The organism is Novosphingobium olei (genome assembly GCF_037076535.1).
In the GTDB taxonomy this organism is placed as follows: Bacteria; Pseudomonadota; Alphaproteobacteria; order Sphingomonadales; family Sphingomonadaceae; genus Novosphingobium; species Novosphingobium olei.
The window spans coordinates 1,427,308-1,447,255 of the sequence record NZ_AP029021.1 but is presented as its reverse complement, the minus strand read 5'-3'; the positions used below and the strand labels follow the sequence as shown (position 1 = coordinate 1,447,255).

Annotated in this window: 25 protein-coding genes; 14 read left to right on the top strand and 11 right to left on the bottom strand. The window is 65.5% G+C overall.

Features of this window, described 5'->3' with window-relative positions; genetic code table 11:
- Position 1 precedes the first annotated feature (1 nt).
- The 7 genes from AACH40_RS06940 to AACH40_RS06910 all read left to right on the top strand — a co-directional run bounded on the left by AACH40_RS06940 (position 2) and on the right by AACH40_RS06910 (position 3,544).
- The gene (locus tag AACH40_RS06940; protein ID WP_338645062.1) at positions 2-691 is read left to right on the top strand and encodes a pyrimidine 5'-nucleotidase; all 690 of its coding nucleotides are present in this window, start codon (positions 2-4) and stop codon (positions 689-691) included.
- A gap of 37 nt (positions 692-728) precedes the next feature.
- Positions 729-1,565: a 2,3,4,5-tetrahydropyridine-2,6-dicarboxylate N-succinyltransferase gene (gene dapD, locus AACH40_RS06935; RefSeq protein WP_338645060.1), complete on the top strand. Its 837-nt coding sequence runs from the start codon at positions 729-731 to the stop codon at positions 1,563-1,565.
- A gap of 117 nt (positions 1,566-1,682) precedes the next feature.
- Positions 1,683-1,886, top strand: a complete 204-nt coding sequence (locus AACH40_RS06930) for a hypothetical protein (protein ID WP_169494080.1) — start codon at positions 1,683-1,685, stop codon at positions 1,884-1,886.
- Between the two features lie 40 nt (positions 1,887-1,926).
- The gene (locus AACH40_RS06925; protein WP_338114908.1) at positions 1,927-2,115 is read left to right on the top strand and encodes a DUF2945 domain-containing protein; all 189 of its coding nucleotides are present in this window, start codon (positions 1,927-1,929) and stop codon (positions 2,113-2,115) included.
- 110 nt (positions 2,116-2,225) lie between these two features.
- On the top strand, positions 2,226-2,588 hold the full coding sequence (locus AACH40_RS06920) for a hypothetical protein (protein WP_338645057.1): 363 nt from the start codon (positions 2,226-2,228) through the stop codon (positions 2,586-2,588).
- Between the two features lie 51 nt (positions 2,589-2,639).
- Positions 2,640-3,080 carry a cupin domain-containing protein gene (locus AACH40_RS06915; RefSeq protein WP_338645054.1) on the top strand — a complete coding sequence of 147 codons (441 nt, stop codon included), beginning with the start codon at positions 2,640-2,642 and terminating at the stop codon, positions 3,078-3,080.
- Entirely contained in the window at positions 3,077-3,544 is a 468-nt protein-coding gene (locus tag AACH40_RS06910; RefSeq protein WP_338645052.1) for a DoxX family protein, read from the top strand. Before AACH40_RS06915 ends, AACH40_RS06910 begins: the two co-directional genes overlap by 4 nt.
- On the opposite strand, the gene AACH40_RS06905 is transcribed toward AACH40_RS06910, so the two are convergent.
- Positions 3,495-4,091 (bottom strand): GNAT family N-acetyltransferase, encoded by a 597-nt coding sequence (locus AACH40_RS06905; protein WP_338645050.1) that lies wholly within the window; start codon positions 4,089-4,091, stop codon positions 3,495-3,497. The genes AACH40_RS06910 and AACH40_RS06905 overlap by 50 nt on opposite strands.
- Positions 4,092-4,168: 77 nt before the next feature.
- Between AACH40_RS06905 and AACH40_RS06900 the strand changes: the two genes are divergently transcribed.
- From AACH40_RS06900 to AACH40_RS06885, 4 genes are all read left to right on the top strand, one after another.
- Positions 4,169-4,471 carry an alkylphosphonate utilization protein gene (locus tag AACH40_RS06900; protein WP_338645048.1) on the top strand — a complete coding sequence of 101 codons (303 nt, stop codon included), beginning with the start codon at positions 4,169-4,171 and terminating at the stop codon, positions 4,469-4,471.
- Positions 4,472-4,583: 112 nt separating this feature from the next.
- A complete protein-coding gene (locus AACH40_RS06895; protein WP_169494073.1) occupies positions 4,584-5,012 on the top strand; it encodes an OsmC family protein in 429 nt (142 codons plus the stop codon).
- 266 nt (positions 5,013-5,278) lie between these two features.
- A complete protein-coding gene (locus AACH40_RS06890; protein WP_169494072.1) occupies positions 5,279-5,554 on the top strand; it encodes a hypothetical protein in 276 nt (91 codons plus the stop codon).
- Between the two features lie 174 nt (positions 5,555-5,728).
- Positions 5,729-6,217: a hypothetical protein gene (locus AACH40_RS06885; protein WP_338645044.1), complete on the top strand. Its 489-nt coding sequence runs from the start codon at positions 5,729-5,731 to the stop codon at positions 6,215-6,217.
- A gap of 4 nt (positions 6,218-6,221) precedes the next feature.
- On the opposite strand, the gene AACH40_RS06880 is transcribed toward AACH40_RS06885, so the two are convergent.
- From AACH40_RS06880 to AACH40_RS06870, 3 genes are all read right to left on the bottom strand, one after another.
- A complete protein-coding gene (locus AACH40_RS06880; protein WP_338645042.1) occupies positions 6,222-6,626 on the bottom strand; it encodes a GFA family protein in 405 nt (134 codons plus the stop codon).
- A gap of 89 nt (positions 6,627-6,715) precedes the next feature.
- Positions 6,716-7,216, bottom strand: a complete 501-nt coding sequence (locus tag AACH40_RS06875; RefSeq protein WP_338645040.1) for a hypothetical protein — start codon at positions 7,214-7,216, stop codon at positions 6,716-6,718.
- A gap of 101 nt (positions 7,217-7,317) precedes the next feature.
- Positions 7,318-7,758 carry a PaaI family thioesterase gene (locus AACH40_RS06870; RefSeq protein WP_338645038.1) on the bottom strand — a complete coding sequence of 147 codons (441 nt, stop codon included), beginning with the start codon at positions 7,756-7,758 and terminating at the stop codon, positions 7,318-7,320.
- Positions 7,759-8,002: 244 nt separating this feature from the next.
- On the opposite strand from AACH40_RS06870, the gene AACH40_RS06865 reads away from it, so the two are divergent.
- Both AACH40_RS06865 and AACH40_RS06860 read left to right on the top strand, forming a co-directional pair.
- On the top strand, positions 8,003-8,539 hold the full coding sequence (locus AACH40_RS06865) for a biliverdin-producing heme oxygenase (protein ID WP_338645036.1): 537 nt from the start codon (positions 8,003-8,005) through the stop codon (positions 8,537-8,539).
- Positions 8,526-11,108 (top strand): HWE histidine kinase domain-containing protein, encoded by a 2,583-nt coding sequence (locus AACH40_RS06860; RefSeq protein ID WP_338645951.1) that lies wholly within the window; start codon positions 8,526-8,528, stop codon positions 11,106-11,108. The genes AACH40_RS06865 and AACH40_RS06860 overlap by 14 nt, the downstream gene beginning before the upstream one ends.
- Positions 11,109-11,126: 18 nt before the next feature.
- On the opposite strand, the gene AACH40_RS06855 is transcribed toward AACH40_RS06860, so the two are convergent.
- Complete coding sequence (locus AACH40_RS06855; RefSeq protein WP_338645034.1) at positions 11,127-13,154, bottom strand: NADPH-dependent 2,4-dienoyl-CoA reductase; 2,028 nt, start codon at positions 13,152-13,154, stop codon at positions 11,127-11,129.
- Between the two features lie 68 nt (positions 13,155-13,222).
- Here AACH40_RS06855 and AACH40_RS06850 point away from each other — a divergent pair, with 68 nt between their 5' ends.
- The gene (locus AACH40_RS06850; protein ID WP_338645032.1) at positions 13,223-13,858 is read left to right on the top strand and encodes a TetR/AcrR family transcriptional regulator; all 636 of its coding nucleotides are present in this window, start codon (positions 13,223-13,225) and stop codon (positions 13,856-13,858) included.
- On the opposite strand, the gene AACH40_RS06845 is transcribed toward AACH40_RS06850, so the two are convergent.
- The 6 genes from AACH40_RS06845 to epsC all read right to left on the bottom strand — a co-directional run bounded on the left by AACH40_RS06845 (position 13,828) and on the right by epsC (position 19,890).
- A complete protein-coding gene (locus AACH40_RS06845; protein WP_338645030.1) occupies positions 13,828-15,348 on the bottom strand; it encodes a hypothetical protein in 1,521 nt (506 codons plus the stop codon). The genes AACH40_RS06850 and AACH40_RS06845 overlap by 31 nt on opposite strands.
- 17 nt (positions 15,349-15,365) lie before the next feature.
- Complete coding sequence (locus AACH40_RS06840) at positions 15,366-16,328, bottom strand: alpha/beta hydrolase (protein WP_338645028.1); 963 nt, start codon at positions 16,326-16,328, stop codon at positions 15,366-15,368.
- Complete coding sequence (locus tag AACH40_RS06835) at positions 16,325-18,022, bottom strand: N-acyl-D-amino-acid deacylase family protein (protein ID WP_338645026.1); 1,698 nt, start codon at positions 18,020-18,022, stop codon at positions 16,325-16,327. Before AACH40_RS06835 ends, AACH40_RS06840 begins: the two co-directional genes overlap by 4 nt.
- Before the next feature lie 23 nt (positions 18,023-18,045).
- Complete coding sequence (locus AACH40_RS06830) at positions 18,046-18,291, bottom strand: hypothetical protein (protein ID WP_169494061.1); 246 nt, start codon at positions 18,289-18,291, stop codon at positions 18,046-18,048.
- A gap of 3 nt (positions 18,292-18,294) precedes the next feature.
- Positions 18,295-18,528 carry a hypothetical protein gene (locus AACH40_RS06825; RefSeq protein WP_169494247.1) on the bottom strand — a complete coding sequence of 78 codons (234 nt, stop codon included), beginning with the start codon at positions 18,526-18,528 and terminating at the stop codon, positions 18,295-18,297.
- A 420-nt stretch (positions 18,529-18,948) separates the two neighbouring features.
- On the bottom strand, positions 18,949-19,890 hold the full coding sequence (gene epsC, locus AACH40_RS06820; RefSeq protein ID WP_338645023.1) for a serine O-acetyltransferase EpsC: 942 nt from the start codon (positions 19,888-19,890) through the stop codon (positions 18,949-18,951).
- Positions 19,891-19,948 lie beyond the last annotated feature (58 nt).

Sequence of the window (19,948 nt, the reverse complement as noted above, 5' to 3'; positions counted from 1 at the left end):
GATGCCCTTCGACCCCACGCGCGTGAATTGCTGGATCTTCGATCTCGACAACACGCTCTATCCGCCCGCGCTCAACATGTTCGACCGGATCGACGTGCGGATGGGCAAGTTCATCGCCGACCTGCTGGGCTGCGACGCGACCGAGGCCCGGCGGGTGCAGAAGCTGTACTTCCACGACCACGGCACGACGCTTTCGGGGCTGATGCATTATCACGGCGTCAACCCGCACGAATGGCTGGAATACGTCCACGACATCGATCTGGACCTGCTGGAGCAGGCCCCGCGGCTGGAAGCGCAGCTGATGGCCCTGCCGGGCCGCAGGGTAATCTTCACCAACGGGGATGCGCCCTACGCGGGCCGCGTGCTCGACGTGCTGGGCATTGCGCACTGCTTCGACGGGATGTGGGACATCCATGCGATGGAATACCGGCCCAAGCCCGAGCCGAGCGCCTATAGCGGGATCGTCGATGCGCTGGGCATCGATCCCGAACGCGCGGTGTTCGTGGAGGATTCGGCGCGCAACCTGGCCCCGGCGAAGGCGCTGGGGATGCAGACGGTGTGGCTGGACGCCGCCACCGAATGGGGCGGCCAGGCCAAGGACGACGCAGCGATCGACCTGGTGATCGACGATCTCGTCCAGTGGCTCGACGCGGTGCTGGCGGAGCTTGCCGTTACGCGCCCCCTCGGCTAACCGCCGCGCCGAATTCAGAAACGCCAAGGACCCTGCCATGACCGCACAGCTCGAAGCCGCCATCGAAGCCGCCTGGGAAGCACGCGCCGACGTTACCCCCGCCAGTGCGGATGTGCGCAAGGTCGTCGAGGAAGCGCTCGAACTGCTCGATGCCGGCAAGGTGCGCGTGGCCGATAAGGTGGACGGCGAATGGCACGTCAACCAGTGGCTTAAGAAGGCGGTGCTGCTGTCGTTCCGCCTGAACGACAACGCGGTGATCGAGCACGGCGCGGGCGGCGCGCCGGCGTTCGACAAGGTGCCTTCGAAGTTCGAAGGCTGGGGCGAGAACCGCTTCCGCGACGCAGGCTTCCGCGTGGTGCCCGGCGCCGTGGCGCGCAAGGGCGCGCACGTCGCCAAGGGCGTGGTGCTGATGCCGAGCTTCGTCAACATCGGCGCCTTCGTCGATGAAGGCACGATGGTCGACACCTGGGCGACGGTCGGTTCGTGCGCGCAGATCGGCAAGAACGTGCACATTTCGGGCGGCGCGGGCATCGGGGGCGTGCTGGAGCCGCTGCAGGCCGGGCCGGTGATCATCGAGGATGGCGCGTTCATCGGCGCGCGTTCGGAAGTGGCCGAAGGCGTGATCGTGGGCGAAGGCGCGGTGCTTTCGATGGGCGTGTTCCTGGGCGCTTCGACCAAGATCGTCGACCGCGCGACCGGCGAAGTGCACATCGGCCGTGTGCCGCCCTATGCCGTGGTCGTGCCGGGTTCGCTGCCCGGCAAGCCGCTGCCCGACGGCACGCCCGGACCGTCGCTGTACTGCGCCGTGATCGTCAAGACGGTGGATGCGCAGACCCGCAGCAAGACCGGCATCAACGAGCTGCTGCGCGACTGACGCGGAGCCTTGCGCAGCGGGTTCCCGCCCATATGGGACAGGAACCCGATGCGGCTACGGGCGTAGGTTCGGCAACATGGGGCGTATCATCGCCCCGCCGAACAGGAGAAGCCCGTCATGGAACGTCAGGGCGCAGAAACGCACCTCACCACAGAGGAAGCCCGCAGCGGCGAAACGCGCAACATCATGCGCTGGGTGCTGCTGATCGGGGTCACGCTCGCCGTGCTGGCGCTGTCGGCGATCTGGATCACCGGAGCGCTGACCTCGGCCCAACCCGACAAGAACGGCCCGATCAGCGGGCAGGCCACGCCGGCGGCATAATCCGAAGATGAGTGGCAAGACATTTCGCAAGGGAGCCCCGGTGACCTGGCACTGGGGCTCCGGCACCGCAAAGGGCAAGGTTGCCGAGGTTTTCGAACGGCGCGTATCGCGCACGATCGAAGGCAAGCGCATCAGCCGCAATGGCACGGCAGACAACCCCGCCGTGCTGGTGGAGCAGGAAGACGGCGGCAAGGCATTGAAACGCGCCTCCGAACTTTCACACCACTAGGCTCGACACATTCAGATTCGTCGCATTGCGCGCTTCGGGCTGGAACCCGGTGCGCGCAATGCGTTGTAATTGCAGGAGGACCTGATTTCTGCACTGGGGAGTGCGCCGCGATGGCCGTGGGCTGGATTGTCGAAGAAGATTGTCGCGCACAGCTGCTTGAGCGCTTTCCGCCGCGCTATGCCCGCACCGTGGCCCACCATGTGACCCGCCATGTCGAGGGTTCGACTGAAAGTCCCCTGCCGCCGCGCATCGGAAACGCCCGGGTGGTCGGCCGCAGCGACGACGGGCAAGGTTGTGAAGCGCTGGTCGTGGCGCTGGATGGCAGCACCACGCGCACCGATGGCGGAACCTGGCACATCACATGGTCGCTTGCCGAAGGGCGCAGCGCGCGCGAATCCAATGATGTGATCGCTCGGCTTGGCTGGGAATCGCTCGACGGTGGGCCGCTACGGCTTGCCCCTGCAGCCTGGTGAAAGGCCAGCCTCTGCGTTGACAGGCAGCAAGCGCGTGGCAAGGTTCGTGCGATGACGACGGCGCGCAACCTGATCGAGAAGCTCAAACTTCAACCCCATCCCGAAGGGGGCTGGTATGGCCAGACCTGGCGTGGCCCCGCCAATGAAAGCGGGCGTCCCACCGCGACGCTGATCCACTTCCTGCTCGAAGCCGGGCAAGCCTCGCACTGGCACACGGTGGATGCTAGCGAGATCTGGCTTTGGCATGCCGGCGATCCGGTGCACCTGCGCATCGCGCCGGGCGATGCCGGCCCGGTGACGACGACCGTGCTGGGGCCCGAGGTGCTGGCTGGGCACGCGGTGCAGCAAGTCGTGCCGACGGGGCACTGGCAGGCGGCGGCCCCGGTACCCGATGGCACGCACGGATATGCGCTGGTGTCGTGCGTGGTGGCGCCGGGGTTCGATTTTGCCGGCTTCGCGCTCGCCCCGGCAGGCTGGGAGCCCGGAGCATGACGGCGCGCACGGTGCTGCGCTGGGTGCTGGTGGTGTTCTACGCGCTGGCGGGCGTGCTGCACGTGATGATCCCGAAGCCTTTCCTGACGATCACGCCAGACTGGGTGCCCTTCCCCGGCACCGTCATCCTGCTGACCGGCCTTGCCGAACTGGCGGGTGCGACGGCGCTTGCGCAGGGGTGGTCGCTACGACTGCGGGCGTGGGGCGGGATCGGCCTTGCCGCCTATGCCGTCTGCGTGTTTCCCGCCAACATCAATCACTTTGCCATGGACATGGGCCGCGCCGACCACGGGCTTGGCCTTGCCTACCACGTGCCGCGCATGTTCGCGCAGCCTCTGCTGGTGTGGCTGGCGCTATGGTGCAGCGGGGCGATCGACTGGCCGTTCGGTGGCCGATCGATCAGGACCGGATCGATCAGGGGTTCCCGTTCGTCATCGTCCAGAAGTGCGGACCGCGCGCGCTGACGTCCCATTCGCTGAGCAGCGTGTAGCCGAGCCGCATGTAGAGCCCGACGTTGCTTTCGGTCGCAGTCTCGAGGACGGCCGGCAGCCCGCGCTCGGCCGCCATGGCGTGCCCCGCGCGGATGGCAAGGCCGCCAAGACCCTGCCCCTGGTAATCGGGATGGACCCCGGCCATCCGCAGGTAGAACCAGTTCTCACCATAGGGCAGGTGCTTTCCGATCGTGCGGTCGAGCTTCTCGCCGCGCAGCACGGCGGTGCCGAGGATCGAGACGAAGTTGACGATGGCGCCCGGCGTGAGCGGGGCGTGGACATGGATCAGGCCCGGCGGGCGCCACAGCGTGACCGCCTCGGCACCGGGCGTGCCCAGCAAAATGGCGTTGGCCAGGTGATCGTCGAAGATCCAGCCCATCAGTCGCGGCAGGCGGCGCGCGCGGTTGGCGGTATCGGGAAGCATCCAGCACATGGCGGGATCGTTCTGGAACGCGGCGGCAAGAGTGGCCACGGCGCGTTCACGGTGTTCGGCGCCGAGGCGGATGATGGTGCGATCCACGAAGTTCCCTTCCCTTTTGCCGGGAACATGCCATGGGCGCTGCGGGGCGCAACGGGAAACTGCAGGGGGATCACGCGATGAGCGACGACGATTACGTCTATGACGAAGACAGCGGCGAATGGCTGCCGGCGAGCGAGCTTGCCGCCAGGCGCGCGTCGGAAGGCGCGGTGGAAGTGCGCGATGCGGTGGGCAACCTGCTGGCCGATGGCGACCAGGTGACGCTGATCAAGGACCTGGACGTCAAGGGCGCAGGCCAGACGCTCAAGCGCGGCACGTTGATCAAGTCGATCCGCCTGACCGGCGATGCGCAGGAAATCGACTGCAAGTTCGACGGGATCAAGGGGCTCGTCCTGCGCGCGGAATTCGTGCGCAAGCGCTGATGCGCGGCTGGAGGGCGGCGCGTCGCAGCGAGTACGGAACGGGGAGAGACGCGCTGCGTTTGCTGGCGACGGCGTGTCTGCCACGACGTTTCCAGACGAAAGGAATTCCCCAATGCCCACCAGCACCGCTTCGGCGCGCTATGACGGTTTCGGCAAGGACGGCAAGGGCGCGATCAGCACGCGTTCGGGCGTGCTGTCCGACCAGCCCTATGGCTTTGGCACCCGCTTCGAGGGCAAGCCCGGCACCAATCCCGAAGAGCTGATTGCTGCAGCGCACGCAGCCTGCTTCACGATGGCGACGAGCTTTGCGCTGGACCGCGCGGGCCACAAGGATGGCACGCTGGAGACGACCTGCAAGGTAACGCTCGACCAGCAGGACGGCGGGTTTGCGGTGACCAAGTCGGCGCTGTCGCTCAGCGCGAACATCCCCGGCATCGATCAGGCAGAATTCGAACGGATTGCCGACGAAGCAAAGGCAAACTGCCCGATCTCTAAGCTTCTTTCGTGCGAGATCACGCTCGAAAAGACGCTCTCGGCATAACGTCGCTCGCGGTCGGACCTGTTCCTTGGTGCAGGTCCGGCCACTTGCAGGCGACGGCGATTGCCTGATTTTTCGCGCAAATCTTCGCATTCAGTACCAAAACGCAACCCAATTGCATTTGTCGCAACCGGAGCAGCGACGATTGCAATTGCTCGCACCTGCAGCATCCTTATATCGCACTGCAACCAGAACAAAGTGATGGGTGCTCGAAGGCAAGATCCAGCCTCGCCGCGGCATCCCCGCGACGCAGAAAAAGGGATATTGCCATGATCAAGACTTTCGCACTGACCGCCGCCGCTCTCCTCGTTGCCGCTCCGGCTGTCGCCAACGCCGACACCTTCAAGCACAAGGGCGTCGAGTACAGCTACACCACCGAAACCAAGGACGGCGAGCAGGTTGTCCGCGGCACCGCCTATTCGGGCAAGGTTCCGTTCGAACTGCACGTGCGCAAGAAGGTCGTCGAAGGCACCTTCAACAACAAGCCGGTGACCTTCTCGCTGGCCGAAGCGAAGAAGGCCGGCATCATCGTCGACGCCCAGTAAAGCTGTCACGATCGCGCCGGGTGCAACAGCGCCCGGTGTCGCCAGAATTCCGGAAGCCCCCCGCTCGAACAAGGCGGGGGGCTTTCGCGTTCTGGAGTTCCGCCACCGCGTCAGGCGGGAACATCGTTGCGCTTTCGCGGATTGATGCCGTGGGCGGGGCGATGGAGACGATCTGTGGCGAAGAACCTGCGCTATCGCCTGCCGATGATGCTGGTGGCTGGTGGCCTTGCCTTCGGTGGCGTTCTGGCAGCGACAACGCCGACGCGGATGCTCGATGCACCCGAACCGTCATGGCGGCTGCCGACGTCACAGCGGCTCAACGTGCCCGGCGAGGACCAGGCGGCAGGCGCGCCCTATTTCTCGGCCTCGACCTACGAAGTCTATCCGGCGCAGCGCTGGCTGCACGGCTATAACGAAGAGGCGGTGCCGCCCGCGAGCGCGCGGTTTGCCGACGATGACGACTGGCGCATGGATGATGTGCGCAGCGATCCATCACGCAACGATCGCGCAGTCGATCCATCGTATGACGACACGATAGCGGTCGATGACGGAGACTATGGTGGCGACGACCATCGCGAGGCGCGCGATGTCTCCCCCTATGACGACGATGTCGGGGAAGCGCCGGCCGACGACGGCACGCAAGGCGACGTCGCCCCTGCCTGAGCGATCAGCCTGGAACGGTTTCGAACCCAGGCAAGGCGCCAAGATCGACCCAATCCTGCCGGCTCTTGGTCCAGAACTGCGCCGAGGGCTTGAACCCGGTTGTGTCGTCGAGCGTGCCTGCCTTGACGAAGACCAGCCCCGGCGCGCTTTCGACAAGCGAGAACAGCGGCGAGCCGCAGGTGCCGCAGAATTGGCGGGTAACCGACGCGCCGCTGTCGCCCTTGTCCATGTAGACCTTGGGCTCACCGGTGATGGCGATCGCCGACTGGGGCACGCCGACGAGCATCGAATAGGCGCTGCCCGCCTGCTTCTGGCAGTTCTTGCAATGGCAGACGGCCTGGATCGGCGGATCGATCGCGATGGTGTAGCGGATCGCGCCGCAGAGACAGCCGCCGGTGTGTTCGCCCATGACCGTTTTCCTTTTTCGAATTCCGTGGAGACGCTGATTGCACCAGCGTTCGCCGGGCGGCAACCCGAATTAATCGGGCGATTAAGCCGTCAGTCGCCCAGCAGGAAGGCGTCGGGCACCTCGTAGTGTTCAGGGCCGGCATCGATGATCGTCGTGTCACCATCCTTGCGCGACGACACCTTGAATCCGGCCGAACCATCCGCTTGCGCCGAATTGATGCTGAGGAACTTGCCGTCCTTGGTGAAGAACAGCGTGCGAGGGCGCCCGTCGGGCTTGGTCACGTCGATGTAGGGCCCGGTTTCGGCCTGACGGTTGACGCCGGCCTTGCAGGTCTTGCCACCGCCGCAGGGAATTTCCGCAGTGGCGTTGTAATCCGTGCCGGCAACCTTGGCGTCCCCCTGCCCATCACCATCGCCCGCCGTTGCAGCGGCAGCAGGCGTCGCGGAAGGAGCAGCATCGATCGAGGCAAGTGCGCTTGGCTCTGCGCTTGGCGCAACTTCTGGCGAACCGCCCGAGCAACCAGCCAGCATGGTGCCGGCGAGAAGAACAGCAACAGATGTTTGCAGCAAAGAGGTACGCAGGACAGGCATCGCCAATCACCCTTGATCGATTGATCCGGTGTCGCGTCCAGGATGAAGCCTAGACCAAGTGGCAGCCCTTGTCGCCGCTCAAATGGCGCATTGGGCGATGATCAGCCGATCGCGGCGCGGCTGGCAGCCTCGATCTTCGCGTTGGACATGAGGCGGATAGTCGAGGTCCCCTTCGCCAGAACCTTGCCCGAGGTATCGAGCAAGTGGCCTTCGGCAAAGCAGGTCGAACGCCCGCCCTGCTCTATCCAGCCCTCCGCGACCAGGAGACCGGGACGAGCGGGAGCGAAGAAGCTGATCTTGAGTTCGAGCGAGATCGGCGAGACATCGAAATCCCCCCTTTCATGGTGGAGCCCCAGAATGGCGTGGGCCATCGCCGCGTCTATCCAGCCGCTGACGAACCCGCCCTGCACCACGCCCCCGGAATGACACATGTGCATGCCGGCGAGGAATTCCATGCGCGAACGCCCACCTGTCATCGACACGATCCGCTGCAGGCCAAGCGTTGCGAGCATTTCGTTTGGCGGCGTGATGGTTTGCGCCATGAGCGTCATTTTCCTGCAATGCTTGTGGGTGGCTGCAGTGGGTGGAGTCGGCTGCCCTCTCATGTCAAGTAATCGGTTAAGCAAATTTTGGCACCGGGGGGCACTGTGACTTTTTGTCAGCGGACGGGAACCGGGAACCGTAGTCATGCGTAGTGGCGGTCTGGCGCGCTGAACGAAGGCAAGATGACCCCAGATTTCGTAAGAAGGCTGTCACGGTCGGACGGAGTCCGACGGAATCCTTCGCGTGGGTGAGATCCGGGCGTGGCTGCGCGATAGCACCCGTGACGATCATGCGCGCGTCGATGACGCGTTTGCGTCGTTTCGCCTGAGCGACCGCTCATCCTACGCTGACTTCCTTGCCGCCCACGGCCGGGCGCTTCTGCCGCTTGAACGCTGGATCGGCGCGGGCGCGCTGTTGCCTGGTTGGCGCGGGCGCAGCGAGGCCGTGGTAGAAGACCTGCACGCGCTTGCCGAACCGGTGCCCGAGGCGCCCGCGCTGGAATGGCCCCGCGACGAGGCAGCACGGCTTGGCGCGCTTTACGTTCTCGAAGGATCGCGGATGGGTGCCGCCGTGCTGGCCCGCGATGTTTCCGACGATCTTCCGAATGGCTATCTCACCTCGCGCGCGGCGCCGGGACAGTGGCAGGCGCTGCTGACCCTGCTCGAGAGCAAGGGAAGCGAGGGCGGCACGCCTTGGCGGCAGCGCGCCCTCGAAGGCGCAAGTCGTGCCTTTGCCCTGTTCCACGCCGCAGCGCAGGAGGTTCAAGCTGCATACCGTTGATCGCCTTGACGACCCCGTCGACCTGACCAACTGCGATCGCGAGCCGATCCACATCCTTGGAACGATCCAGCCGTTCGGCGTGCTGGTCTCGCTCGATGCCGAATCCCGCGTGCGCCGTGCCTCAGCCAACCTCGGCGATTTCGCGACGTTGTCAGCCGAGGACGCGCTGGGACGCGAGGCGGAAGAGATCTTCGACGCCGGCGCGCTGGTGGCGCTGCGCGAGCGGATGCAGTTGCTGCGTGGCGGCGACGCGGTGGAGCGGCTGTTTGGCGTGAAGCTGTTCGACCGGCGCACCGCCTATGACGTGGCGGTGCACTTTTCGGGCGAGGAGTTCGTCGTCGAGGCGGAGCCTGCGTCGAGCAATGCCGCCGAAGCCGGCAACCCGATGCGCACCTTCACCGGGCGGCTGCGGCAGGCGGAAACGACGCAGTCGTTCCTGCGCGAAGCGGCGCGGCAGGTTAAATCGCTGACCGGGTTCGACCGGGTGATGGTCTACCGCTTCGACGAAAGCGGATCGGGCGAAGTCGTGGCCGAAGCGCTTTCGCCCGGCATCGACAGCTTCTACGGCCTGCACTACCCGGCGTCCGACATTCCGGCGCAGGCCCGGCGGCTGTATCTGCGCAACATCTTCCGCGTGATCGCCGACGTCACCGCCCAGCCGGTGCCGCTGCTTTCGGCCGAAAGCGCACGGGGCACCGCGCTCGACCAGTCGATCGGCCTGCTGCGCGCGGTATCGCCGATCCACGTCGAATACCTGCGCAACATGGGCGTTGGTGCGTCGCTTTCCATCTCGATCATCGTCGAAGGCAGGCTGTGGGGACTGTTCGCGTGCCACCACTACGGTCCGCGGCTGCCCAATCTTGGCATGCGGACGACCGCCGAGCTGTTCGGCCAGCTGTTTTCGTTCATGCTCGAAAGCCGGCTGCGCAGCGAGACGAGCGAATACGAGCTGCGCGCAAGGCGGGCGAGCGACCGGATCATGGCGACGGTGGCGCAGAACCCCTCGCTGCTGAACGATCCGGCCTGGCTGGGCGAAGTGACGTTCGAGCTGATCCCTGCCGATGGCGTGGCGGTCTTCCTGGAGGGCGACGTATCGCTGAGCGGCCTGACCCCGACGATCGAGCAGTGCGGCGAAATCCTCGACTATCTCAACGCCGAGGCGGCGGGCAACGTGGTAACGACCGATTCCATCGCCAGCCTGGTGCCGGCGGCGCGCGTCCATGCTGATATCGCTGCGGGCATGCTGGCAATCCCGCTGTCCCGTTCGCCGCGCAACCACATCGTGCTGTTCCGCGCCGAGCAGCTTCGCACGGTGCGTTGGGCCGGCAATCCGGAAAAGTCGGTCGAGCATGGGCCCAACGGCGACCGGCTGACCCCGCGCAAGAGCTTCGAGGCGTGGACCCGTCTGGTGCAGGGGACCAGCCTGCCTTTCACCAAAGCCGAGCGGCAAGTGGCCGAAACGCTGCGCAACGGCATGCTCGAAGTGCTTCTGCGGCTGGCCGACGATGCCGCGCTCGAGCGTGAGCGGGCGCACGACCGGCAGGAAGTGCTTATCGCCGAGCTGAACCACCGCGTGCGCAATATCCTGTCGCTGATCCGCGGGCTGATCTCGCAGACCGAGCGATCAAGCGCGACGATCGAAGAGTTCGTGTTCAACCTCGATGGCCGCGTTCAGGCGCTGGCGCGCGCGCACGATCAGGTGACGCGCGACCACTGGGGCCCGGCCAGCCTGATCGAGCTGCTCGACGTGGAAGCGAGCGCCTATCTCGATGAACGGCGCGAGGCGCTGGTGATGAAGGGCCCCGACATGCTGGTGGAGCCGGTCGCCTTCACCGCGCTGGCGCTGGTGTTCCACGAGCTGATGACCAACGCTGCCAAGTATGGCGCGCTTTCGGGCGAGCACACGGGCACGGTATTGATCTCGTGGCGGCGCGATGCAGAGGGCGACCTGCTGCTCGACTGGGTCGAAAGCGGTGGACCGCCGGTCGCTCCGCCGACGCGGCGCGGGTTCGGATCGGTGATCATCGAGACCTCGATCCCCCACGACCTTGGGGGCGAGGCCTCGATCGAATATCGCCGCCACGGCTTCGAAGGCCACTTCCGCATTCCGGCCCGGCACGTGATCGGAACCGGTGGCACGCCCGCAGCCGAACGCCCGCGCCCTGCCCCGCCGCAGCCCGACGCCGCTCCGCTCAAGGGGCTGAAGGTGTTGCTGGCCGAAGACAACATGATCATCGCGCTCGATGCCGAAAGCCACCTGTTCGATCTCGGCGCCGCCGACGTGCTTGTGGCACCGACGACCGAGGAAGCGCTGGAGCTTGTCGAGCAGGCGGCGCCCGATTTCGCCGCGCTCGATTACAACCTGGGCGACACCACGAGCCTGCCCGTAGCCGAGCGGCTGCGCGAGCGGGGCATCCCGTTCGCGTTCATGACCGGACTGGGCGACACGCTGGAAATCGAAGGGTTCGACGACGTGCCGATGGTGCAGAAGCCCTACAGCGCGAGCCAGATTGCGGCTGCGGCGGCCCGGGCGCTCGCCGCCGCCGGAGCGGGCGACGGCAAGCGCTGAGCCAGATCGGGCCGGCGATCAGGCGGCGGCGGCCAGTTCGGTCGCCTGCTTGATCGCCGCCTTGGCATCGAGCTCTGCAGATTCGTAAGCACCGCCGACTAGCTCCGACTTGATGCCTTCGGCCGCGAGCGCATCGTGCAAGTCACGCAAGGGATCCTGCCCGGCGCAGACGATGATCGTGTCGACATCGAACAGCACCGGCTCGCCCCCGACGGTGGCGTGAAGGCCGGCGTCGTCGATCCGGTCGTAGGTGACGCCCGCGATCATCTTCACACCGCGACGCTGCAACGCAATGCGGTGAGTCCAGCCGGTGGTACGGCCGAGCCCTGCGCCCACGGCGGTTTCCTTGCGCTGAAGCAGCGTGACTTCGCGGCCGCTGGTGGCGACCTGCGGCGTGACGCCGGTGACGCCGCCGCGCGGATGGTTCTTGAAGTCGATCCCCCATTCGCGCGCGAAGACATCGACATCGAGCGCGCTGCTGGTGCCAGCGTGGGTGATCAGTTCGGCAACGTCGAAGCCGATCCCGCCTGCGCCGATGATCGCAACCTTCTGCCCGACTTCGGCGCGGCCGGTGATGACGTCGACATAGCTGACGACCTTGGCATGGTCGATGCCGGGGATCGGAGGCGTGCGCGGTGCGATGCCGGTGGCGATGATGACTTCGTCGAAGTTGCCCGCCTTGATCGTCGCGACGTCGGCGCGGGTGTTGAGGCGGACGTCGACGCCGAGCTTTTCGAGCATGCGGCCGTAGTAGCGCAGGGTTTCGTAGAACTCTTCCTTGCCCGGAATGCGCTTGGCATAGTTGAACTGCCCGCCGATTTCGCTCGCCGCGTCGAACAGGGTGACCGCGTGGCCGCGCTCGGCAGCGGTTACGGCATAGGCGAGACCTGCTGGCCCGGCGCCGACGACGGCGACCTTGCGCTGCGTCGACGTGGGAACGATCGACAGCTCGGTTTCACGGCAGGCGCGCGGGTTGACGAGGCAAGTGGTCAGGCGGCCGGTGAAAGTGTGGTCGAGACAGGCTTGGTTGCAGCCGATGCAGGTGTTGATCTCGTCCTCGCGACCCTGCGCGGCCTTGTTGACGAGTTCCGGGTCGGCCAGCATCGGCCGCGCCATCGACACGATGTCGGCATCGCCGCGCGCCAGCACTTCTTCGGCCACCGAGGGCATGTTGATGCGGTTGGAGGTGATCAGCGGGATCGACAGCTCCTTGCGCAGGCGGCCGGTGACTTGCGTGAACGCGGCGCGCGGGACCATCGTGGCGATCGTCGGCACGAAGCTTTCGTGCCAGCAGAAGTGGGTGGAGATGACATCGACGCCTTCGGCCTCGAGCGCCTTGGCAAGGCTGACGACTTCGTCCCAGGCGAGCCCTTCCTGCAGCATGTCCATCGCCGAAATGCGGAAGATGAGGATGAAGTCCTCGCCCACCGCCGCGCGGGTGCAGCGCACGATCTCGACGGGGAAGCGCATGCGGTTGGTCCATTCGCCGCCCCAGCGGTCGGTGCGCTGGTTGGTCTTGGAGACGAGGAAGGTGGAGATGAGGTAGCCGGCCGAACCGATGATCTCGACACCATCGTAGCCCGCTTCCTTGGCGAGCGCGGCGCAGCGGGCGAATGCCTCGATCTGTTCCTCGATGCCTTCCTCGGTCAGTTCGTTGGGCTGGTAGCGGCCGATACGCGACTTGACCGGCGACGGGGCGACGCAATCGGGCGTGCCGGCGAGCGGTCCGGTGTGAAGCACCTGCATCACGATCTTCACGTCGGGCGCCGCATCGTGGACGGCACGCGTGACCTGGCTGTGCAACGCGACGCCTTCGGCATCGATCAGCTTGGCGCCGTGGCCAGCCGTGGGATGCGGGCCGATGCCGCCGGTGATGATCATGCCGACGCCGCCCTTGGCCCGCTCGACGAAATAGGCAGACAGGCGCTCGGCCGCGTTCGGCACGTCTTCCAGACCCGTATGCATCGAACCCATCAGGATGCGGTTCTTGATCGTGGTGTGGCCGACTTTCAGCGGCGAGAACACGTGCGGGTACTTGGTGCTCACGGCGAATCCCCTCATGCTAAACACTGTTTGGCGTGGACGTAACGAACAGTGTTCACTATGGCAAGCGCATGGCCGTGCTGCTCACCAAAGAACAGGTCGCCGACGTTCGGCAGAAAATCCGTGAAGTGGCGGAAAGGCACATCGCGCGCGACGGGCCGCAGGGCGCGTCGATGCGCGCGATCGCGGCGGAGATCGGTTGGACGGCTGCGTCGCTGTACCGGTATTACGCGAGCAAGGCCGAACTGCTGGATGCGACGCGCGCTGCCGCGTACGAGCGGTTTTCGAACTGCATCGAGGCGGCCGGACAGAGCGGCGCTGACTTGTGGGACAAGTCGCGCGCGATCGGCGATGCCTATGCCGACTTCGCGTTTCGCGAGCCAGCCGCCTACCAGCTGATCTTCGCCTTCGAGCAGGACGAGAAGGACAAGAGCCCGGAACTGCGTGCGGCGCAGGCCCGGGCGGCCGACCTGATGACGCGCTACGTGCGCGAAATGGTCGAGGCCGGACTGCTCGACGGCGATGCCAGCGAGATCGCGCATGCCTATTGGGCGGTGCTGCACGGCCTGGTCGTGCTGCAGATGGCGGGCAAGCTCGACCCGGCGCTGCCGTTCGACACGCTGCGCCACAGCGCGGCGCGGCTGATCACGCGCGGCGCCCGCGCCGAGGGCGCCGGTCACGCAGCGCGGCGATCCTCACCTTCCTGAATGATCATGTCGGCCTGCCAATCGAGGCCGAGGAGCTGCATCATTTCGACGCGCTCGGGCCCGGGCGGCGGGGGATAGGCGGCGGCGTTGCGCGCCTTGCCGCGCGCCCAGTACCATAGCACGCCCGCCAGATTGCGTGGTCGCTTGAGCCAGGCGTCGGGGTGTTCGAGCATGTGGAAGCCGCGCATCGCTTCACGCAGCAGGCGGGTGTCCGAGCGCAGCGCGATGCGCACGCCGTCCTCGACAAAGCCGGTGGCAAGGCGCGCCTTCAGCTTCGGCACATGGCCCGGGATGAGCGCCCGCCGCGCACGCTTGATCGCGGAGCGGTCCTGCTTTCGCTGATTGAGGTAGTAGGGCAGCAGTTCGGCGTGGATCGCCTTGTGAAAGGCGCGCGAGCGTTCTGTCGGATCGGTCGTCATGTCGAGCACCTGGCGGAGCGCCTGCGCGCTGACCGCGGCGAAGGAACAGCCGCGACCATAGAGCGGATTGGTCCGCACCAGCGTATCGCCAAGGGCAAAGTAGCCACGCGTTACGGGCTTGTCGTCGATGACAAGGTCGCGCCAACGGCTGACGAGATCGCCCATGCCGATGACCTTGCTGGTCGGTTCGGCGCGGGTGGCGTTCGTCCAGGGCTGCAGCCCCGGCAGCGCCAGCGTTGCGGCGTGGAATATATCGGGATCGACGATGCCCTGGCGCAGCACGGTCTCGACTTCGGGTATCGCGACCGTGACCGAGAAATTGCCGTTGTCGCCGGGGAAGATGCCGAACTTGAGATAGCCGAGATCGCCCGAGGCGGGTGGATGCGCGCTGCGTTCGGGTTCGACCTGCCCCGGCAGCAACCGATAATGGCGGGTGAAGTACAGGATGCCCGCGCTTTCGTTTTCCTCGCGGATCGGTGCGCCTTCGTCGATCAGTTGCTTGATCGTGGTGCCGCCCTTGCCCGACGCATCGACGACGATGTCGGCTTCAAGCCGCACGTCGTCACCGTTCCATTCGCCCGCAACGCCACGCACTTCGATGACACCGTCCCCAGCCTTGCGCGTGATCAGGCGGCGCACCTTGAAGCCGCAGCGAAGTTCAACATTGGGCAGGGTTTCGACGTAGCGACGCATGGTCATCTCGAGCGTGGTGCGCCTGCTGGTGACGATGGTCAGTTCCTCGTCACCGGGCGCCGGCTGGTATGCCTGCTGCTGCGCCTCGGTCAGCATCAGCTCGAACGGCAACTCGCGCACGCCGTTGGCCAGAAGCTGGTCGAGCAGCGCGGGATGCTCGGTCTTCATGATCGTGCGCAAACGCGCGAGAAACGCGTGGCTTTGCCGTACGTGGGCAACGCCGTTGCGCTTCCAGGTGCGGAACAGCTCGTCCGGGTCCGCCGTTTCGAGCGGGCCATCGCGTTCGAGCAAGACGATATCGCGGCCCGAGGGCGCGAGCATGAGCGCGGTGCAGAGACCGCCGATCCCTGCACCGATTACCAGAACCTTTTCAGGCATGATTGGTCGTCCCTTCCCTAGCCGTCGACCATCTTGAGAAATTCGAGGATTGCCGCGTTCACCGCTTCGGGCGCTTCCTGCTGCGTCCAGTGGCCGATACCCGGGATCATGCGATTGATCCTGAGATCGGTGACCGTCTGCGGCAAAGCCTCTATCGCGGCGGCGGCCATCATCACGACCCCGTCCGCCGTACCGGCAACGAACATCGCCGGCTGGTGGATCTGGGTCGGCGCGCCGTGGGTCAGCCGCCAGGTGAGGTCATGATTGCGGTAGTAGTTCAGCGGTCCGCGCATCCCTGAACGCGTGAATTCCCCGGCATAGAAATCGAGGTCCGCTTCGCTGAGCCAGTGCGGCAGCACTTCGGGATCGGGCAAGCTCGTCAGCATGTCGTCATGCTCACCCTTGGGCGCCAGCTTGGTCAGATCGGTCTCGCCCCCCGCCATGACCAGGAACTTGCGCAGCGCGGTCCTGATGTCCTTTTCGAACTCGGCCTCGGCCACGCCCGGCTCCTGGAAATAGAGCTGGTAGAAGAACTGCCCTTTGAACATCTCGCGCATGGCCGGCATCGGCTGGACCGGCGAACGCGGCATGAACGGCACCGACAGCCCGCCGACCGCGCGCACCTTGTCCGGATGGAACAGCGCGGTGGCCCACGCGGTGGGCGCGCCCCAGTCGTGCCCGATCACGATCGCCTGTTCGTAGCCCAGCGCCGGGATCAGGCCGATGATATCGTTGACGACTTCCACCTGATTGTAGGCGTCGATGGCCTCGGGCTTGTCGCTCTTGCCGTAGCCGCGCATGTCGGGCGCGACGACATGGTAGCCGGCGGCCGCCAGCGGTGCGAACTGGTGGCGCCACGAATACCAGCTTTCGGGAAAGCCGTGGAGGAGCAGCACCAGCGGCCCTTCCCCGGCTTCGGCGATGTTGAGCGCGATCCCGTTCGTTTCGATACGACGCTCGGTAACCCCCTCCCAGCTCATGCGGCTTCGAGCTCCGCCGAGGCGGCGATGGCGGGCGGCACGATCGCACCACGCGCGTCATCGGTGTAGCCTTCGGCCGCGCTCCAGGCGACACCTCCCGCGACGATCACGGTGTCGACGCCATGGGCATCGCGAACATAGCGGCTGCCCTCGCCCGGCACATCCTGCACGTAAACTTCCTCGCCCCGATCGATCGCAGCGGGATCGAACACGACGATGTCGGCGATCAGGCCCTTGGCGATCAGGCCGCGCTCAGGAATTGCCCAGATCGCAGCGGTATCGGAGGTGATCTTCTTCACCGCTTCCTCAAGGCTCAGCAGCTTGGCATCACGGACGAAGTGGCCGAACAGGTAGCCGGTATCGCCATAGGTCGAGAACGAGAGGATGTGCGCACCACCGTCGCTCGCGCCGATGTGGACGCGCGGATGGCGCAGCAGCGAGCCGACCTTGCCGTCCTCGTTGTGGCCCATGTTCTCGGCCATGAAGTGCGCATCGAGGTTCTCTTCGACCGACAGATCGATCATCGCCTCGAGCGCTGTGACGCCGCGCAGCTTGCCGATTTCGGCAAGCGTCTTGCCGACATACTGCTGGTTCGCCTCGCTGGCGACCTGGCGCAGCTTGAGGAATGACCACAGGTCCATCATCGGCGTCGCTTCGGCAATCAGGCGCTCACGGCTTTCACCGCCGGCGAAGGCTGCAACGATTTCCTCGGGGCTGCCGAAGCGCATGATGTTGTACCAGCCGGGCAGACGGATGAAGATCAGGCTCGGCACCGCGAAGCTGAAGCTGATGTCGATCGGACGGGTCTGCACCTGCGGCCAGACGCGCGCGCCGCGGGCAAACTGTTCGTCCACGCGGGCCATGACCCGGTCCACCGCGGCAATGTTGTCGGCATTGACGAACAATGGCGAGAACGTGGTCGAAATGCCGTACTTGAGCGAAATCTCTGCCAACTGGTCCAGCCGGGCGATGGTGAGATCCGGATCGTAGAATTCGGGCACGATCTGAAGGATGCGGCCGTATTCCGAAAGAACGGCGGCAAGCGCCTCCACCTCACCCGCATCGGCATAGCGGCTCGGCACGGGCTTGAGCGTTTCGTCCATGTCGACATAGCTGGTCGACAGGCCGATTGCCCCGGCGTCGAGGCATTCGCGCAGCAGCGCCTGCATTTCGGCGATCTCTGCGTCTGTCGCGGTACGCTCCATCGCGGCTTCGCCCATCACCCACAGACGCAGGACGCTGTGGCCGACGAGCTGGCCCACGTTGATCGACAGGCCCTTGCGGATGCGGGCGAGGTATTCGGGGAACGTCTCCCAATCCCACACGACGCCTTCCTTGAAGGCCTTGAGCGGCATTTCCTCGATCTGGTTGAACATGCCGACCAGCTTCATGCGGTGCTCGGCCTTGAGCGGGGCGAGCGAAAGCGAGCAATTGCCCGAAACGATCGTGGTGACCCCGTGCGAGAGCGCGGGCTTGGCGGCGCCATCCCACAGCAGCTGCGCATCGAAGTGGGTGTGCGGATCGATGAAACCGGGCGCCACGACCTTGCCGCTGGCGTCGATCTCACGCGCGCCGGCCTGCTCGACGCGGCCGATCCTGACGATGCGATCGCCCTTGACGGCGACATCGGCAGTGAAGGCCGGCATACCCGAGCCGTCAACGACGCGCCCGTTGCGGATAACAAGATCGTACATGTCCATTCTCCCGGTGTTCTTGTTCATTCGGCCGCGTCGGCGAAGCGGTTGGAGGATGCGATCAGGGCATCGCGCACCCGGTCCCACCCCAATCCGATCAACTGGTCGGCGTGTGTTGCGTTGGCGGACGCCATCAGGCTGCGCGCCGCGAATTCATCGAGCGTGACGAGTGACTTGCCGCCATTCGGAAAAGTCAGCGTGACGACCAGCTCGGCGTCGCCGTCGTGCGCGGCGGCAATGCGGACGTCACTGATCGCAGCGGCACCCATCGCTCAGGCGCGCGGTGCTTCAACGAAGATGACGTCGCTCGGAAGGATCGGGTTGTCGCCACGCATCCGGCCAACGCCACCAGCGGCGCGCATGAACACGTGCAGGTTCCAGCTCTGCAGCATGCCAACGGCATCGGCTTCGGCCACGCCGGGCAGTTCGCGCGCGGCGATGCTGGTCCAGGTATCACCGCCCTTGGGCAGAATCGATTTGCGGACGGGCGACAGCTCTGCGGTCATCGAGGTCACGATCTTCTCTCCACCATTTGTGTCGATCAGCCGCGTGCAGGGCACGGCGACTCTCGCACACTTATCAGGTGATATAGGACCATGATTCGCCGGCGAGGGCAAATCGAAATCGCACATGGTCGAAGCAATGCCCGGAACTACCGGCGAGGACCGATGTCAGAATCTACGGAATGACGCTGCCTTCCCTGGCAAATCTTCCGCAGCATTGGACGTATGCGATTGAGAGAGGACCTCCGGCAATTTGCCAAGTCATCTCAACACGTTTGCGCGCAGATCACTGATCTTTGTCGTCAGAAAAAAGATCGATCAACGCTCGCTCCACACCCGGAGTGATTGCGCATCGCACGCTATCGATGTCTTAGCCACGACGCTGGGCAGCCACGATGCGCCGTTTTGAGCGGACGCTGGCGCTCAGTCGAAGCAGTCGCTGGCTTCGATGCTGACGCTTGGCTGGGTCTGGCGTACGCGGCTGCCGGCCGGCACGGAGCGGGTCAACCAGACGTTGCCGCCGATAACCGAGCCCCGGCCGATCGTGATCCTGCCGAGGATCGTCGCCCCCGCATAGATCGTGACGTCATCCTCGATGATCGGATGGCGCGGCTCGTCCTTCACCAGGCGGCCTTCCTCATCGGTGCTGAAGCTTCGCGCACCAAGCGTGACCGCCTGATAAATGCGCACGCGATTGCCGATGATGGCTGTCTGCCCGATCACCACCCCGGTGCCATGATCAATGAAGAAGCTGTCGCCGATCTGCGCGCCAGGGTGAATGTCGATCCCGGTCCGCGAATGCGCGATCTCTGCAATGATGCGCGCCACCAGCGGCGCACCGAGCGTGTAAAGCTCATGCGCGATGCGATGGTGGATGATCGCAGTGACACAGGGATAGCATAGCAGCACCTCGTCGACGCTCCGGGCTGCCGGATCGCCGTCGAATGCCGCCTCGAGGTCGCTGTCGAGCATGCGGCGGATGTCCGGCAGGCGCCGCGCCAGTTCCTCGACGATCGCGGTAACAGCACGCTCGATCGCTTCGGAACCGCGCTCATGACGGCTGTAGTGCAGCTCCATGCGGACCTGGGCGGCCAGCAGGGGCAACGCGGTTTCAAGGCTGGCTTGGACGAACTCGTCCTCGCTCTCGAGATGAAGGTCGGGCGGCCCCAGCCGCAGCGGAAACAGCGCTGCCGACAGAACGTCGATCACACGGGACATTGCCTGGCGCGAAGGGAACCCCAGCGCACCAAACTCGGCATGGCGATCCTGGGCGCTGCGCCAGTCGTCGCGCACCTGGCGCAATCCGCTGATCACCGGTCCCAGATCGAATGGCGCGGCTTCATTAGCCGGACATGCCTGACCCATAAGAAATCCCTCACTTCAGGGCCGTGCCATGCACGGAATTTGCAAAAAGTCGCTTGAG

Excerpts from the sequence above, each read along its gene's own strand:
- AACH40_RS06940 (WP_338645062.1), top strand. The coding sequence starts at position 2 with ATGCCCTTCGACCCCACGCGCGTGAATTGCTGGATCTTCGATCTCGAC.
- dapD (WP_338645060.1), top strand. The coding sequence starts at position 729 with ATGACCGCACAGCTCGAAGCCGCCATCGAAGCCGCCTGGGAAGCACGC.
- AACH40_RS06930 (WP_169494080.1), top strand. The coding sequence starts at position 1,683 with ATGGAACGTCAGGGCGCAGAAACGCACCTCACCACAGAGGAAGCCCGC.
- AACH40_RS06920 (WP_338645057.1), top strand. The coding sequence starts at position 2,226 with ATGGCCGTGGGCTGGATTGTCGAAGAAGATTGTCGCGCACAGCTGCTT.
- AACH40_RS06915 (WP_338645054.1), top strand. The coding sequence starts at position 2,640 with ATGACGACGGCGCGCAACCTGATCGAGAAGCTCAAACTTCAACCCCAT.
- AACH40_RS06910 (WP_338645052.1), top strand. The coding sequence starts at position 3,077 with ATGACGGCGCGCACGGTGCTGCGCTGGGTGCTGGTGGTGTTCTACGCG.
- AACH40_RS06900 (WP_338645048.1), top strand. The coding sequence starts at position 4,169 with ATGAGCGACGACGATTACGTCTATGACGAAGACAGCGGCGAATGGCTG.
- AACH40_RS06895 (WP_169494073.1), top strand. The coding sequence starts at position 4,584 with ATGCCCACCAGCACCGCTTCGGCGCGCTATGACGGTTTCGGCAAGGAC.
- AACH40_RS06890 (WP_169494072.1), top strand. The coding sequence starts at position 5,279 with ATGATCAAGACTTTCGCACTGACCGCCGCCGCTCTCCTCGTTGCCGCT.
- AACH40_RS06880 (WP_338645042.1), bottom strand. The coding sequence starts at position 6,626 with ATGGGCGAACACACCGGCGGCTGTCTCTGCGGCGCGATCCGCTACACC.
- AACH40_RS06875 (WP_338645040.1), bottom strand. The coding sequence starts at position 7,216 with ATGCCTGTCCTGCGTACCTCTTTGCTGCAAACATCTGTTGCTGTTCTT.
- AACH40_RS06870 (WP_338645038.1), bottom strand. The coding sequence starts at position 7,758 with ATGGCGCAAACCATCACGCCGCCAAACGAAATGCTCGCAACGCTTGGC.
- AACH40_RS06850 (WP_338645032.1), top strand. The coding sequence starts at position 13,223 with ATGGCCGTGCTGCTCACCAAAGAACAGGTCGCCGACGTTCGGCAGAAA.
- AACH40_RS06845 (WP_338645030.1), bottom strand. The coding sequence starts at position 15,348 with ATGCCTGAAAAGGTTCTGGTAATCGGTGCAGGGATCGGCGGTCTCTGC.
- AACH40_RS06840 (WP_338645028.1), bottom strand. The coding sequence starts at position 16,328 with ATGAGCTGGGAGGGGGTTACCGAGCGTCGTATCGAAACGAACGGGATC.
- AACH40_RS06835 (WP_338645026.1), bottom strand. The coding sequence starts at position 18,022 with ATGTACGATCTTGTTATCCGCAACGGGCGCGTCGTTGACGGCTCGGGT.
- AACH40_RS06830 (WP_169494061.1), bottom strand. The coding sequence starts at position 18,291 with ATGGGTGCCGCTGCGATCAGTGACGTCCGCATTGCCGCCGCGCACGAC.
- AACH40_RS06825 (WP_169494247.1), bottom strand. The coding sequence starts at position 18,528 with ATGACCGCAGAGCTGTCGCCCGTCCGCAAATCGATTCTGCCCAAGGGC.
- epsC (WP_338645023.1), bottom strand. The coding sequence starts at position 19,890 with ATGGGTCAGGCATGTCCGGCTAATGAAGCCGCGCCATTCGATCTGGGA.